The sequence below is a fragment of the Roseateles sp. GW823-FHT07B05 genome, assembly GCF_058794515.1.
Map to the genome: position 1 here is coordinate 34,407 of NZ_JBXAGX010000017.1, position 13,607 is coordinate 48,013.

At 71.5% G+C, this 13,607-nt stretch carries 15 protein-coding genes; 14 read left to right on the forward strand and 1 reads right to left on the reverse strand.

Features of this window, described 5'->3' with window-relative positions; translation table 11 throughout:
* Positions 1-2: 2 nt before the first annotated feature.
* The 14 genes from AC1Q7O_RS24465 to AC1Q7O_RS24530 all read left to right on the forward strand — a co-directional run bounded on the left by AC1Q7O_RS24465 (position 3) and on the right by AC1Q7O_RS24530 (position 13,032).
* On the forward strand, positions 3-290 hold the full coding sequence (locus AC1Q7O_RS24465) for a flagellar biosynthetic protein FliO (RefSeq protein WP_492661970.1): 288 nt from the start codon (positions 3-5) through the stop codon (positions 288-290).
* Positions 287-925 carry a GNAT family N-acetyltransferase gene (locus AC1Q7O_RS24470; RefSeq protein WP_492661971.1) on the forward strand — a complete coding sequence of 213 codons (639 nt, stop codon included), beginning with the start codon at positions 287-289 and terminating at the stop codon, positions 923-925. The genes AC1Q7O_RS24465 and AC1Q7O_RS24470 overlap by 4 nt, the downstream gene beginning before the upstream one ends.
* Positions 922-1,614 (forward strand): DUF6683 family protein, encoded by a 693-nt coding sequence (locus AC1Q7O_RS24475; RefSeq protein WP_492661972.1) that lies wholly within the window; start codon positions 922-924, stop codon positions 1,612-1,614. Before AC1Q7O_RS24470 ends, AC1Q7O_RS24475 begins: the two co-directional genes overlap by 4 nt.
* 167 nt (positions 1,615-1,781) lie before the next feature.
* Positions 1,782-2,468, forward strand: a complete 687-nt coding sequence (locus AC1Q7O_RS24480; RefSeq protein ID WP_394509591.1) for a hypothetical protein — start codon at positions 1,782-1,784, stop codon at positions 2,466-2,468.
* 90 nt (positions 2,469-2,558) lie between these two features.
* Positions 2,559-3,755, forward strand: a complete 1,197-nt coding sequence (locus tag AC1Q7O_RS24485) for a TolB family protein (protein WP_492661973.1) — start codon at positions 2,559-2,561, stop codon at positions 3,753-3,755.
* An 84-nt stretch (positions 3,756-3,839) separates the two neighbouring features.
* Positions 3,840-4,598 carry a DUF6683 family protein gene (locus tag AC1Q7O_RS24490; protein ID WP_492661974.1) on the forward strand — a complete coding sequence of 253 codons (759 nt, stop codon included), beginning with the start codon at positions 3,840-3,842 and terminating at the stop codon, positions 4,596-4,598.
* 43 nt (positions 4,599-4,641) lie between these two features.
* On the forward strand, positions 4,642-5,655 hold the full coding sequence (locus AC1Q7O_RS24495; RefSeq protein WP_492661975.1) for a TolB-like translocation protein: 1,014 nt from the start codon (positions 4,642-4,644) through the stop codon (positions 5,653-5,655).
* A 132-nt stretch (positions 5,656-5,787) separates the two neighbouring features.
* A complete protein-coding gene (locus AC1Q7O_RS24500) occupies positions 5,788-5,931 on the forward strand; it encodes a hypothetical protein (protein WP_492661976.1) in 144 nt (47 codons plus the stop codon).
* A gap of 16 nt (positions 5,932-5,947) precedes the next feature.
* Positions 5,948-6,910: a TolB family protein gene (locus AC1Q7O_RS24505; RefSeq protein ID WP_492661977.1), complete on the forward strand. Its 963-nt coding sequence runs from the start codon at positions 5,948-5,950 to the stop codon at positions 6,908-6,910.
* Positions 6,907-7,890, forward strand: coding sequence for a hypothetical protein (locus tag AC1Q7O_RS24510; RefSeq protein ID WP_492661978.1), 984 nt, complete (start codon positions 6,907-6,909; stop codon positions 7,888-7,890). The genes AC1Q7O_RS24505 and AC1Q7O_RS24510 overlap by 4 nt, the downstream gene beginning before the upstream one ends.
* Before the next feature lie 69 nt (positions 7,891-7,959).
* Positions 7,960-8,949, forward strand: a complete 990-nt coding sequence (locus AC1Q7O_RS24515; RefSeq protein WP_492661979.1) for a hypothetical protein — start codon at positions 7,960-7,962, stop codon at positions 8,947-8,949.
* A gap of 91 nt (positions 8,950-9,040) precedes the next feature.
* Complete coding sequence (locus tag AC1Q7O_RS24520; RefSeq protein ID WP_492661980.1) at positions 9,041-10,672, forward strand: hypothetical protein; 1,632 nt, start codon at positions 9,041-9,043, stop codon at positions 10,670-10,672.
* On the forward strand, positions 10,669-12,306 hold the full coding sequence (locus AC1Q7O_RS24525) for a hypothetical protein (RefSeq protein ID WP_492661981.1): 1,638 nt from the start codon (positions 10,669-10,671) through the stop codon (positions 12,304-12,306). The genes AC1Q7O_RS24520 and AC1Q7O_RS24525 overlap by 4 nt, the downstream gene beginning before the upstream one ends.
* 9 nt (positions 12,307-12,315) lie before the next feature.
* Positions 12,316-13,032 carry a DUF6683 family protein gene (locus AC1Q7O_RS24530; protein WP_492661982.1) on the forward strand — a complete coding sequence of 239 codons (717 nt, stop codon included), beginning with the start codon at positions 12,316-12,318 and terminating at the stop codon, positions 13,030-13,032.
* A gap of 34 nt (positions 13,033-13,066) precedes the next feature.
* On the opposite strand, the gene AC1Q7O_RS24535 is transcribed toward AC1Q7O_RS24530, so the two are convergent.
* Positions 13,067-13,606 (reverse strand): hypothetical protein, encoded by a 540-nt coding sequence (locus AC1Q7O_RS24535; protein ID WP_492661983.1) that lies wholly within the window; start codon positions 13,604-13,606, stop codon positions 13,067-13,069.
* Position 13,607: the final 1 nt, after the last annotated feature.

Here is a 13,607-nt window from a genome sequence, read left to right on the forward strand (position 1 = left end):
CCATGCAAGACCTGTTGCTCAACCTCGCCAGTACCGTGCTCGCGCTGGCCTTCGTGCTGGCGCTGGCCTGGGTGCTCATCAAGGGCTGGCGCCGCCTGCAGGACCGCACCGGCGGCCCTGCCGAGGCCGGCGACGCGCTGCGCTTCGTGCGGGCACTGCCACTGGGCGCGCGCGAACGCGTCGTGCTGCTGGACCACGCCGGCGAGCGCTGGATGCTGGGCGTGACGGCCGGCGGCATCAGCCTGCTGGCGCGCTGGCCGCTGCCCGGCGCGCCGCGGAGCGACGCATGAGCGCCTTCAGCCACCACGACGAGCGCCTGCAGCTGCGCGAGTTCACGGCGGCTGACGCGGCCGACATCCAGCACCTGCACGCCGACGCGAGGGTGCGCGCGCTGCTGCCCGATGCCCAGCCGCTGCACGACGCCGCCTGGGCGCAGACCTTCGCCACCTGCCTGGGCGACTTCTACCGCCGCCACCCGGGCCTGGGCATCTGGCGCTGCGACGTGCCAGCCCCCGGCGGAGCGCAGTTCGCCGGCTGGTTCAGCCTGATGCCGCTGCAGGCAAGCCCTGGCACCGCCGGGCTGGGCGTGCGGGACGGCGACGCCGAGCTGGGCAGCCGCCTGCTGCCCTCGCACTGGGGCAGCGGCCTGAGCCTGGCCGGCGGCGAGGCGCTGCTGCGCCACGCCTTCGGCCGCCTGCGACTGCGCGCGGTGTGGGGCATCTGCCACCCCGATAACCGCAGCGCCGCCGCCTGCCTGCGAGCGCTGGGCTTCACGCCGCGCGGCAGCGCGCCGTACGAAGGCCAGGTCTCCGAGCACCACGCGCTGGACGCTGCCACCTGGCAGCGCGTCCGCCACCTCAGCCACCGGGAACGCCTGCGCAGCCAACGCCATGCCGACCCGCAACCCACCCCCGAGCCTGCATGAACACCTCCGCATCCCCCACCCCCTGGCAGACGGCGCTGGGACAGCGCATCGAACAGGCGCTGGCGCAGTCGCGCCTGGCCCACGCACCGCTGTCGGATGCCGAGCCTGGCGAGCCCGCAACGCGCTGGCGCCTGCCGCCCCGCCCTGCCGCCGACAACCAGGTGGCCGGCGCGCTGGGCGAACTGCTGGGCGGCGCTGCAGCGCACGCCGAACTCATCGCCCACTGCCTGCAGCACTACCGGCAGCAGCTGGCCGGCGGTGCCCCGGAGGACGACCTGGGCGCCGCCCTGGCCGCCTATCTGGGCGCATGCCGCCAGGCCATGGACCACGAGCCGCTGACCGGGCCGCGCTGGCGGGCCGTCACGCAGTGGCTCAAAGCCTGGGTCATCGACGAGCTGCCCTGGGACGACGCGCCGCTCGCCGAGCGCCAGGACGCCTTCGAGCGCTTCGCCGTGCTGGCCGTGGCGCTGGGCGAATGGACCGTGCAGGCCAGCCGCCAAGGCAAGGCGCAGCAGGCCTCGGCCACGTGGATGGCGCGCACCAGCCTGCGCGGCCAGCTGGGGCTGGACCTGCCGGCGCTGAGCGCCGCGCTGCGCCACCTGGACGTGGCGACTGCGGCCGACCCTAGCGCGGCACGCAGCGAATTAGGAGCAGCCGCAGATAGGCAGCATGGCCCCGGCCCCGTGTAATGAGTTCCGTCAACGCCGCAGAGTTTGATTCGAGAACCTTCGCGACAAGACACGCAGCGAGCTCGGTGTTTTTCTTCAGTCGCCACCGACCTCAGATGCCTCGCAGAGCAATCAATCACTGCGGCGGTCTCCGCCGCAAAACTCACCTCACATCTTTGGAGATTGACATGGGATCAGCAGTTAGCAGCGTTCTGGGCGGTGGCGGCTCGGGTGGCATCCTCGGCGCCGTGGGCGGCATCGTCGGTGGCATCTTCGGCGGCCCCATCGGCGCCATGATCGGCCAGGCCATTGGCGGCATGCTGCAGCAAGCCGTCGGCGACGCCACCAAGCAAGCCGTCGACACGCTGCAGAAGGAACATGGCATGCCCAAGTTCCTGGCCAACGAAGTCAAGGCCAAGATCGACGAAGCCGTGCAACAGCTGCTGGCCAAGAGCCAGCAAGGCGTGACCCCGGAAGCCGCGGGCCAGGCCAAGGAAGTCGCCGGCGACTGGATGCAGCAATTCATCCAGGACTCGGCCAAGCAGATCGTCGACGAAGTCAAGAAGCAGATGAAGGCCGACGGCAAGAGTGACGGCAAGGCCGGCGCCGAAAGCTGGCTGGTGGCCATCGCCAAGGCCATGGGCTCCACGATGGGCGACCGCGCCGCCAAGATGGTGAAGCTGAGCAACGACATCGCCAACACCACCACCGGCAGCAAGGACCCCGCCAAGCAGCAGGAGTCTGCCAAGCAGATGCAACTGCTGAACGCCGAGTTCCAGGCCACGTCGCAGGAGTTCAGCCTGCTGCAGAACGCCTTCTCCACCGCGATCAAGTCGATCGGTGAAGCGATGTCGTCCGTGGCTCGCAAGCAATAAGTCTCGCCACTCCCTGGGCGCAGGAGGCCGATCGGCCTCTTGCGCTTTTTGCGTTGTGGCTTCCCGTCCCTGTCTCAACCACCGAAGCGCATGAAGTACCGATCCGATTTCCTACGAAGTACCGCCCTGGCCCTGTCGGCCCTGGCCCTGGCCGTCGTGGCCGGCTGCGGCGGTGGTGGTGGCGGCGGCGCTGAAGCCACGCCCACCACGCCGCCGGCCACGCCTCCCGTCACACCGCCGACGCAGGCGATTGCCACCTACGGCAACACCGTGCTCCCGGGGCGTCTGCTGGTGAACGCGCCGGACGGCACGAACGCGCGGATCATGGACCTGACCACCGGCCGGCAGGTGGCCCTGCCGGGCTCCAGCGATGCCGCCGAGGACCGCTGGCAGGCCAATGCCAACGGCACGCTGCTGGTCCGCTGGGCCGACCGCAACGGCGCCTCGGCCTACCCCCTGGCCGTCTTCGGCGCCACCGACCTGGCGCCCAAGGCCTCGCCCGCATCGATATCCGGCGTGTTGGGCGCTGCCGACCTGCGCCTGTCGCCCGACGGCAAATGGCTGATGGCGCAATACGGTGACAACTTCCAGGTGCCACGCCGGCTGACCATCTTCGACGCCAGCACCCTGGAGATCCAGAAGCGCGGCTCTCGCCTGGACGACGCGACCGTCATCGGCGAGCCGCAGGCGTGGCTGCCCGATGGGCGCTACGTCTACCTCGTGGCCAACGAGCTGTGGGTGTCCTCGCCCACCAGCGCCGACTCGCAGCTGCTGGCCCGCCTGCCCTTGCCGGAGAACTCGGTCTTCGAGGGTGGAGGGTATGTGGCCGGTCACAGCAGCCTGGCTGTCAGCCCCGACGGCACGCGCATCGCTTTCACCTGGGAACTCAAGCGAAAGAACGATTTCGATACTCACGTTCTTGTTGCCAACATCGACGGCACCGGGCTGCGACAGCTCACGGCCGTGGCCGATGCTGACAGCGCGCTGCGCTATTCTTTTGACAGCCCCACCTGGTCCCCCGACGGCAAGTGGGTGGCCTTCGTGCTCTACATGAATGGCGCGGTCGTCGCGCCCGTCTGGCCTGACGAGCCGTTTGGCGGCGCGCGCGTCGTCGGCACGACGGGCTGCGATGCGAACCCGGTCTACGTGCTGCCCGCCACCGCCAGTGCCCCCACCGCCATTGCATGGCCCAGCATCAACCGCGACATCGCGCTGAAGGTGAAGGCGTCGAGTGGCGACTCGGGTCAGTGGGTGTCCACCTGTTCGAACGTCCGCTGGATTCCGTAGCCGGACACGCCGCAGGCGTGCCGTCGCCACCGTACCGTTCAGCCGCTCGCCGCGGCATCACTGTTGAAGACGAGGATCTCAGTCATGACGATGAACCCTGACCGGCACTCCCTGCGGCCCAACCCACGCGGCACCCTGCGCGCCTGCGCCCAGCGGGCAGTCATCGCGGCGTTCCTGTCAGCCCCCCTTGGGATGACCTGGGCGCAGGGCTTCGGCGCCACGGACTACCCGTTCTACGCCGCGCCGCAGCTCAGCTTCGCCGCGTCGAACTTCATGAACCTGAGCGTCCTGAACCAGGCGCAGCCTGGCGCCGCGGCCGAAGCGCCGGCGGCCGGCGTGAGCACGGTGGCGCCGGAGTCGCCGGTGCCCCTGCACACGGCCGACACGCTGGCCCGTGCCTACGCGCCCAAGCAGCCCGCTCCGATGAAGTCGGTGTTGGAACAGTCGCTGGACCTCTTTGCCAAGGCGGCACAGAAGGCGCAGCAGCCGGCCAACGATGTAGCGGTCGCCCTGGCCTTCTTCGTCGCCGCCAACTACGCGGCCTCGCAGGGACAGCCGCTGGTGGCCGATGCCGACTTCCCGCGGCTGGTGGCCCAGATGCGCAGCGGACTGGCCACCTCACCGGCCTTCCAGCGAACGACGGCCCGGTTGAAGCGGGAGACGTTCGAGCAGCTGGCCATGGTGGGCATGTTTGTCTACCTCGCCAAGCTGGAGCTGGACAAGAACCCGGCGTCGGAGCCCGCCAAACACTTCCGCAACCACGCTCGCGCCAACCTGGCCAGCGTGCTGGGCCCGTCCGCGGACCGGATGGTGCTGTCGCAGGGCACGCTGGCGTTGCGTTGACGTGCCCCGCTGGCACTGCATCCGCGCTCGCCCGGATGGCTGGATGATGCAGAGCCACACCGGCGATGCCCTCGACGCGATGAGGCGCCTCATCGGCCCTTCTCTGGCGGCTGGCCTGCTGCTTGCGGCCGCCGCTGCGGCCCAGCCGATGACATCGGGCGCCACCGTGCCCAGCGGAAAACTCTGGCATCACGACAAGAACCTGGTGGGCCAGGAAGGCAGTGCCATCAGCGACATCGGCACCGGGGCCTACCGGGCGCTGGGTGGCTACCGCTTTCCCGTCCCCACACGGGATGGCTCGCGCTACCTGGAAGAGCGATATGACGCCAGTGGAGACACGACCGAGATCTGGATACGCCGCAGCATCGACGGCAGCGTCATCGACCACTTCGTCGTCGACGGCGCCATCACCGACGTCGAGTTCTCGCCGGTCAACGCCAACCTGATCCGGATGAACTGGGGCGAGAACGCCCTCTCGTATTCCACCTACGCCGTCTACGACCTGGCCGCCCGGCGGGTGATCTGGGCGGATGACGACCGCAGCCGCACGCAGTACACCGCCTGGCTGCCCGATGGCCGATTGCTCGGCATTTCCAGCGGAGGCCTGCTGACGACCATCACCACGACCGGTGCCCGCCAGACGACCGTGCTGGGCAATCTGTCGCTGCGCCCGAACCAGCGGCCGCTGGATCTGGTGGTCAGCCCACGGGGACAGCAGCTGCTGGTCGATATCGCCGACGTCGACGCGCAAGGTCGTGTGCTGCGGCACGACTACTGGCTCGGCTCGCTGGACGGCCGCGACCTGCAGCCGATCACGGCCGCCGGTGGGCGGGCCTCCCATCCCATCTTCTCGCCCGATGGCCGGTTCATCGCGTTCCGGATCGGCTACGGCACGTCCGACCTGGTCTCGGCGTGCGAGTTGCGCTACGTCCCCATCTCGGCACGCAACGTGTCCCGCACCAGCCGGGAAGCCCGGGAGTTCCGGGGCATGAAGGACGCCGCCGGCAAGATCTACCCGCATGGCCTGGGTTGCGAGCTGCTGGCCTGGCTGCCTTGACCCTGCCCGTGGCCCTGCGGCGCGCCGCTCGCCCGACACAACCGTGGGATTGCGAGCACCGCCCGCGCGCGCCAGCATGCGCCCCGCCGAGCGTCACGACACGGCGCCGCCCCCGCGACCATGAGATCCTCGATGAACAGACACCTGGCCCGCCTGACGGTGCCATTGATCGCAGCGGCCAACCTGCGCCAGTCCGCACGCGTGAACCCGCACGTCCTCCTCGGCAACGCTGCTGACACGGTGCGCTTCACGCCGCAAGCCCTGCAGCTGCGCTGACGTGCGGCGCCCGTCGATGCCCAGCCGGTTGCCGGCTCTCGCGCTCGCCCTGGCGCTGGCGGTACCGGCCGCCGCCGCGCAGGGCTTGGCGGGCAAGGTCTGGCACTCGTTCAGCGACCTCGGCAATCCGGCCGGAACCTTCGTGATGAACCCAAACACGGGTGAATCCGTGCGCGTGCAGGACCGCAAGCACGGCATCCCCTGGCCGGACGGCACGCGCCACGTCAGCGTGGACTACACCTCCAGCGGCAGGTCGGGCGACACGCGCTTCACCGTGCGGCGAACCGCCGACCCGTCGGTGCTGGTGGACCAGACCGTGGATGGCGACTTCAGCACGGTCACGCCCTCGCCCGCCGGTGCCAGCCGCATCCTGGCGCGCTGGAGCCAGAACACCGTTGGCCAGCGCTCCGTGGTCGTGTGGGACCTCGACCAGCAAAAGCTGCTCTTCGCCACGCCGCCCAGCGACACGCCGGACGCCATCGCGTGGATGCCGGACGGCACGCTGCTGCGCGCGCAGCGCTCGGGCGCCGTCAGCCGGCTCACGATCGGCGGCGCGGAGACGCCCCTGGGCACCGTGAGCTGGCCTGAGGCCCGCGTGCCGCTCAATGCCTTCGTCAGCCCGGAGGGCACGCAGGCGCTGGTGCAGCTCGTCAAGCTGCGGGATTCCGGCAGCGTGGACAACTCCGACCTGTGGATGATGGACCTGCGCAGCACGCGGCTGCGGCGCTTCACGAACAACGGGCTGGTGCCGTATGCCGTCTGGTCGCCCGACGGCCGCACGGCCGCCTTCGCCACGGACACAGGCTATTCCTGCAGCGAGGCCACGTGCTACGGCAGCTGCACCGTCTGGCATGCGCCGTCGAGAGCCTCCGACGTGCGGGCGCGCGCCACGAGCGGCGACGCCCGCGAGTTCCCGCTGAAGCGCCCCGGTGGCTCGACGACGACGCTGCGCTGCCCCGTGATGGCCTGGACGCGATGAGGTTTCTCGCCGCCACCGCGCTGTGCGCATCGCTGCTGCTCGCCGCCGCGCCATCCCCCGCGGCGGCCGGGCTGGGGCGGCTGCTCCTCAGCCTGCCCGACAAGCCGCTGGCCCAGCTCGCCGAGCTGGACCGCCCCGCCCCCCTGGCCGACCACCCCGACCCCAACGCCAAGGGCTCTCGCCACGACAGCCGCAACCGCCACTACTTCAAGCTCACCAACACGGGCTTCAAGCAGGACACGTTCACCGTGTTCACGGCGGCCACGGGGCAGGTCGCTTACGAAGCCCGTCAATTGCCGCGCGTGTCGGAAGCCGCCCCGGCGCCGCACGCGGACGGCGTGTTTTCTTTCGTCATGCTCGACATCGCCAGCGACGCCGGCGTGTTCACGGTCGTCGACCTCGCCCCGCCAGCGCGCGTGCTGGCCAGCAGCAAAGGCGCGGTGGGCCAGTTCCTGCACTGGTGGATGCCGGACGGCTCGCTGGCGCGCCTGCACGCACACACCGGCGAGCTGTCGACGGCGCAAGTGAGCCTGAAAGGCCCGCAGCAACCCATCGAGTGGCGCACGACGGGCCAGGTCGCACCGCCGCTGCCCGGCGCCCTCTTCGGCGAGGCGGCGCTGTCGCCACGCGGCGACGAGCTGCTGCTGTCCACCGTGGAGGCGCGCACGCGCCGCACGGACCTGTGGATGCTGGACCTGCGCCGCGGCGTGCTGCAGCGCATCACGCGCGACGGCTTCCTGTCCTTCGTCATGTGGTCGCCCGATGGCGGGCACCTGCTGCTGCGGCGGGACAACGTGTCGCACATCGGCAGCACGGTGCAGGGCCAGTGCTCGTACTGGCTGGCGCCGCGCGAGGCGCGCGAGGTCTCGGGCGCCGTGCCCGGCCTGCCGCATGCCACGCTCAGGCAGGTGCTGTACGACGCCGGTCTGAGCGCACCGGCATCGCTGCCCTGCGGCCGGGTGTCCGCCTGGATGCGGTAATTCTCACGGCGCGCGGATGGTGACCAGGGGATTGCCCGGCGCTGTCCGCGCCGCGAGCATGCCGCCCCGATGACTGCGACGACCGCCCCGCGCACCTGGCTCACCGCCCTTGCCTTGCTGGCCGCCCTGCCGGCGCTGCTGCTCGCCGGCCCGGTCCGTGCCGCCGGCGCACCGCCCACCGGCCAGCTCTGGCACAACAGCTACATCCTCGATCACCACAGCGGCGTGCAGGTGTCCGCGCTGGCCGGGGGCAAGCCGGTGGACCTCACGAACAGCAAGGAGATGGACGTGGCCGCGTGGCCGGACGGCCGCCAGTTCATCGTCACCAAGCCCGACATCTACCGCCGCATCACGTCGTTCGTCGTCATGACGCCGGGCGGCACGGCGGTGGCCTCCGGCGATGTGGACGGCTACATGCGCGGCGTCAGCCCGTCACCCGCGGACCGGCGGCTCGTGAAGGTGCAGCAGGGCGAGCGGCCGCTGGCGACGTTCGAGGAGCTGGTGCTGGACCTGCAGACGCAGCGGCCACGGTACCGCATCGCCGACGACGACTGGTTCGCGTGGATGCCGGACGGCCGCTTCATGCTGATCAACATCAAGACCGGCCGCATGCGCATCGCCAGCGTGGACGGCGGGTCGGAAACCGTCGTAGGCCAGCTGACGCCGCCCGCGGACCGGCAGATGGGCGCGTTCGCCGTCAGCCCGACGGGTCGCGAACTCATCATGAAGATGCCGCGCCGCAACGCCGTGCCGCGCGAGGCCGACCTGTGGATCGCCAACATCGACGGCTCGCGCCTGGAGCGCCTCACCGAGGCCAAGGCCATCGGCTCGGCACTGTGGTCGCCCGACGGACGCTTCGTGGCCTACACGGTCGATACCGGCCACTTCTGCAGCACGGCCGGCTACTGCGCCGGCGGCTGTGACCAGTGGTACACGCCCGCCACGCTGCGCGGCGTGCGCGGCTTCAAGGGCGAGCCGGGCAGCGAGGCGTTCCAGGTGAACAACCGGCAGGGGCAGCGCCAGGAGCTGGGCTGCGAGGTGCTGGCATGGACGCCATGACCCACGCGCTGGCAAGCAGGGGATTGCCCGCCACACCCTGCCCCCCGAGCATGGCGCCCGCCCGCTGAGCGCGACCGAGTTTTTTCACTGCATGCTGTTTCAACGCTTGGCCGGCACGGCCTTCCTGTTTGCCAACCTCGCGGCGCCGGCAGCGCCTGCGTCCCTCGCGGGCGACCCCGAGGCCTTGACGCAACTCGTCAACGCCGTCAGCCTGGACGTGATGTCCGAGGCCTCGCTGGAAGCCTGCGAGGCCGTGGGCGCACCCGCGTTCGAGGCCATGCGCACCGCCTGGGTCGCGTGGCGCGAGCAGCACCAGCTGGCGCCGTTGCGCTCGGTGGTCATGAGCCTGAAGCGGCGCAACAGCCGGTCCGCGCCGTGGAGCGACATCACCGAGCCGCTGCGCGAACGTGTGCTGAGCGACCCCGCGCCCGACAAGGCCTGCGCGGCGCTGGCGCGCGACTGGCAGACCGCCGGCCTGGACGTCAGCGCGATGTTCCCGCAGGCCCGTGCAACGGCGAAAGCCGTCGTCATGGAGAAGCTGGCACATGCGCCCACCCAGCCCGAGCTCTATGCCGCCACGGCACGGGGCCAGGTGTTGCTGCCAACGCAGATCGAGGCGCTGGCGGCACAGAACAACGGCGGCTGGTCCGACCTGTCGGAGCAGGCCGCCGAGCGCAAGCTGGGCTGGGTGTTCGTCAAGGGCCGCGTGAAACGCTGGTCGCGCGACCCCGACCGCTTCAGCCTCGTGCTGGACCAGGGCGAACGCATCTCCGAGGCCAAGGCCTACCTGCGCTTCGACGCCGAGCCCTGGGTGGGCCGCGAGATCGTCGTGCGCGGACTCGTCACGTCGCTGCGCTCCTACGCGCTGACGCTGGAGAACGCCGCACTCGTGACCGACCCGTCGGGCCTCACGCCATCGCCGCTGGCGCAGCAGCCGCTGGGCCGCAAGGACGTGCTGCTGCAGCGCGTGATGCGCCCGCCGGGCGCAGGCCTGCCGGACAAGGACCTGGCCGCCGTCGTCATCCACGGCCAGTCCGACTTCAGCAACGGCACGCGCTGGGAGGAAGACGTGCGCTTCCTGCTGAAGGACGGCACGGCCTACCGCCGCACCGACATGCCGCCGGACCAGCTCGACGTGGCCGCCTCGCGCCGGCTGGAGCCGCAGCAATGGGCGCGCTGGCGCAGCAACGGCAAGGCCTACGACATGCAGGCGCAGGACGTCGACGGCCGCCCGGCGGGCGACTGGAAGCCGCAGCAGCACCACGCCGTCAAGCCCTGGCCCAAGGACACCCGGCTGGACGGCTACTTCAGCCGCGGCACGTTCAGCGGCAGCCTGGCACTGGGCGGCGTGTCGTCCACGCGCGCCATCCGCTTCACGCGCGACGGTCGCTTCGAGCGCAGCTACAGCTCGCTGGGCACCTCCGGCGGCATGGCGGCCATGAACGGCGCCACCATCTCGGCGTCGTCGCGCGGCGACGGCAAGGGCAGCAGCAGCACGGCCGGCGGCACGGTGAGCGGCGCCGGCGGCACCGTGGGCGCCACCAGCGGCACCACCACGCGCGACGACGGCGCCAGCCGCCGCGGCCGCTACCAGCTCAGCGGCTACGTGCTGACGCTGGACTACGACGACGGTCACCAGGAGCGCCTGCTCAGCTTCCCCGTGTACGAGGACGGCAAGACCGTCTACGTGGGCAGCGGCAGCCTGGCCCGGAGCGACCGATGAAACGCCTGCTGACGAGCCTGGTGCTGTTGGTCGCCCAGGCCGCCGCGCCAGCCGCCGGCCCGCCGGTCGCCGACCGCGCCGCCATGGAGCAGCTCATCAGCGCGGTGAGCCTGGACGTGATGACCGAGGCCTCGGTGGAGGCCTGCAGCGACGTCGGCGCGCCGTCCGCCGCGCAGGCTCGCGCGGCCTGGACCGCCTGGCGCGAGCGCCACCAGGTGGCACCGCTGCGCATGGTGCTGATCTCCCTCAAGCAGCGCGACAGCAGCAGCATTCCGCCATGGAGCCGGCTCACCGAGCCGATGCGCCAGCGCGTGCTGGCCGAGGCGCAGCCCGACAAGACCTGCGCCGCGCTGGCGCAGGACCTGCAGGGCCCGGCCATGGACGTCAGCGCGCAGTTCCCGCAGGCCCGAGCGGTGGCGCAGGGGCTGCTGCAGATCAAGCTGGCCTACAAGCCCACGCTGCCGGACATCGCACCCGGCTCGCCGCGGGGGCAGGTCCTGCAGCCCAGCCAGATCCCCGCGCTCGTCAAGCAGCACGGCCGCTGGACCGCCGTCTCGGAACAGGTGGCGATGAAGAACCTGGGCCTTGTCTACGTGAAGGGCCGCGTGGAGCGTCACGGCAGCGACGGCGACCGCTACCGGCTCGCGCAGGAGCAGGGCGAGCGGCGCTCGGCGCACACCATCTCGCTGGACGTCAGCGCCGAGCCGTGGGTGGGCCGCGACGTGGTGCTGCGCGGCGTGTTCTCGTCGCTGGACAACGCCTACGCCAACCTCGCCGCAGCGGCGCTGGTCACCGACCCGTCGGGCCTGCAGCCGTCGCCGCTGCCGCAGGAGCCGCTGGAGCGCAAGGAGGTGCTGCTGCAGCGCGTGACCACCCCGCCCGGCCAGGGCCTGCCGGACAAGGATCTCGTGGCGGTCGTCATCCACGGCCAGGCCAACAACGTCAACGGCACGACGTGGGAAGAGGACGTGCGCTTCCTGCTGAAGGACGGCACCGCCTACCGCCGCACCGGGATGCCACCCGACCAGCTCGACGTGGCCGCCTCGCGCCGGCTGGAGCCGCAGCAGTGGAGCCGCTGGCGCGGCGCCGACCAGCGCTACGAGATGCAGGACCAGGACGAAGAGGGCCGCCCCGACGGCGGCTGGCAACCCCGGCAGCACCACGCCGTGAAACCCTGGCCCAAGGACACGCGGCTGGACGGCCGCTTCAGCCGCGCCAGCTTCACCGGCAGCCTGGTGCTGGGCGGGCGCTCATCGTCCGAGACGATGCGCTTCACGCGCGACGGCCGCTTCGAGCGCACGTTCAGCGCCATGTCCAGCACCGGCACGCTGGCCGCCACGCTGAACAACACCGTCATCGCCGGCTCCTCGTACGCCGACGGCCAGGGCAGCAGCAGCGTCGGTGGCGGCTCCGTCGGCACCGGCCCCGCGGGCGGCCCGGGTGGCACCGCCGGCGCCTACAGCAGTCGCCGCACCGACGACGGCGCCAGCCGCCGCGGCCGCTACCAGCTCAGCGGCTTCACGCTGCTGCTGCAGTACGACGACGGCCACCAGGAACGGCTGCTGAGTTTTCCCGTGCAGGACGACCGCAAGACGGTCTACGTCGGCAACGGCAGCCTGAGTCTCGACAAATAGGAGTTTGAATTGCCCCTCCGCAAGATCCTCGCCCTCAGCACCCTCGCCTGCGCCGCGCTGGGCGCCAGCGCCCAGGTGGCGCCCTCCGTCAGCCTCGCCGAGCAGATGCGCGGCATGCTGGGCAAGGCACCGGCGGGCGCCACCACGGCCGCGGCCCCCGCACCCGCCTTCACGCCCGCGCCAGTGATCACCTCCGGCGTCAGCGGCCTGGGCGCCTTCAATGCGCCCATCGTCGCCAACGCCCCGCCCCAGCTGCGCCAGTCGGCCACCGAGCTGGCGCAGCGCTTCCCGGCGGCGCACCGCGCGGCCATGACCAAGGCGTTCGAGGAGTCGTTCGTGTTCTGGCAGAAGCTGGAGACGCAGCTGGGCCTGACGCCCGACGACGTGGCCGCCGGCGTGGCGGCCTTCATCGCCGGCAACTACACGGCCTTCATGCAGCAGCCGGTGCCGGACGAGCACTTCAAGTCGCTGGTGCTGCAGATGCAGGGGCTGCTCGCGCGCAACGCCGCGTTCACGCAAGCCAGCGCCGCCACCAAGCGCGCGATGTTCGAGCAGCTGGCCATGGTGGGCACCTTCATGGTGGTCTACCGCGAGCACCTGAACCAGAAGCCCAGCCCGGGCGAGGAAGTCAACTTCCGCAACGCGGCCAAGGCCAACCTGGAAGCCGGCGTGGGCCTGGCGGTGGAGCGCATCCAGATCGGGCCGCAGGGGCTGGTGGTGCGCTGACGCCGGGCGGCGGGGCGCCGCGGCGCCCTTCCTCTCAGAGGAAATCGCCCTTGGCCGAGGCCTCCAGCCGCCACAGTGCGTCGCCCAGCCAGCGGTGGCGGCGCGCGCCCTGCAGCGCGGCGTCCGCGCGCATGCCGGCGGCCCACTCGTGCGCCAGGCGGGTGGCCGCCGGCACGTCGCCGCCGCACAGCCGCTGCGTGAGCACCCAGAAGTCCGCGTCGCCGAAGGCCTCGGGGACCGGGCTGCGCAGCAGCACCTCGGCCTGCGTCCACGGCGTCTCGAAGAACGGCTGCGCGGGGTCGAACAGCCGCGGCGCATAGGCCGCGCCGCGCACATCGCTGACCGGCGCGGTGAAGAACAGCGCCTCGCCGGCGCGGCACTCCCGCGCCACCCCCGGCCGCCACCAGCGCCGGGCGGGCTGCCACGGCCACAGGTTGTCGGGCCAGAGCGGCGCGCCGCCCAGCGCGTGCGGCGCGAGCACCGCACGCCGCTGGGCCTCCGGGCAGCCAGGCCAGGCCTGCACCAGCGCGGCCTGGAGTTCCGGCGGCAAGGTCTGCAGATCGAAGGCGGCCATC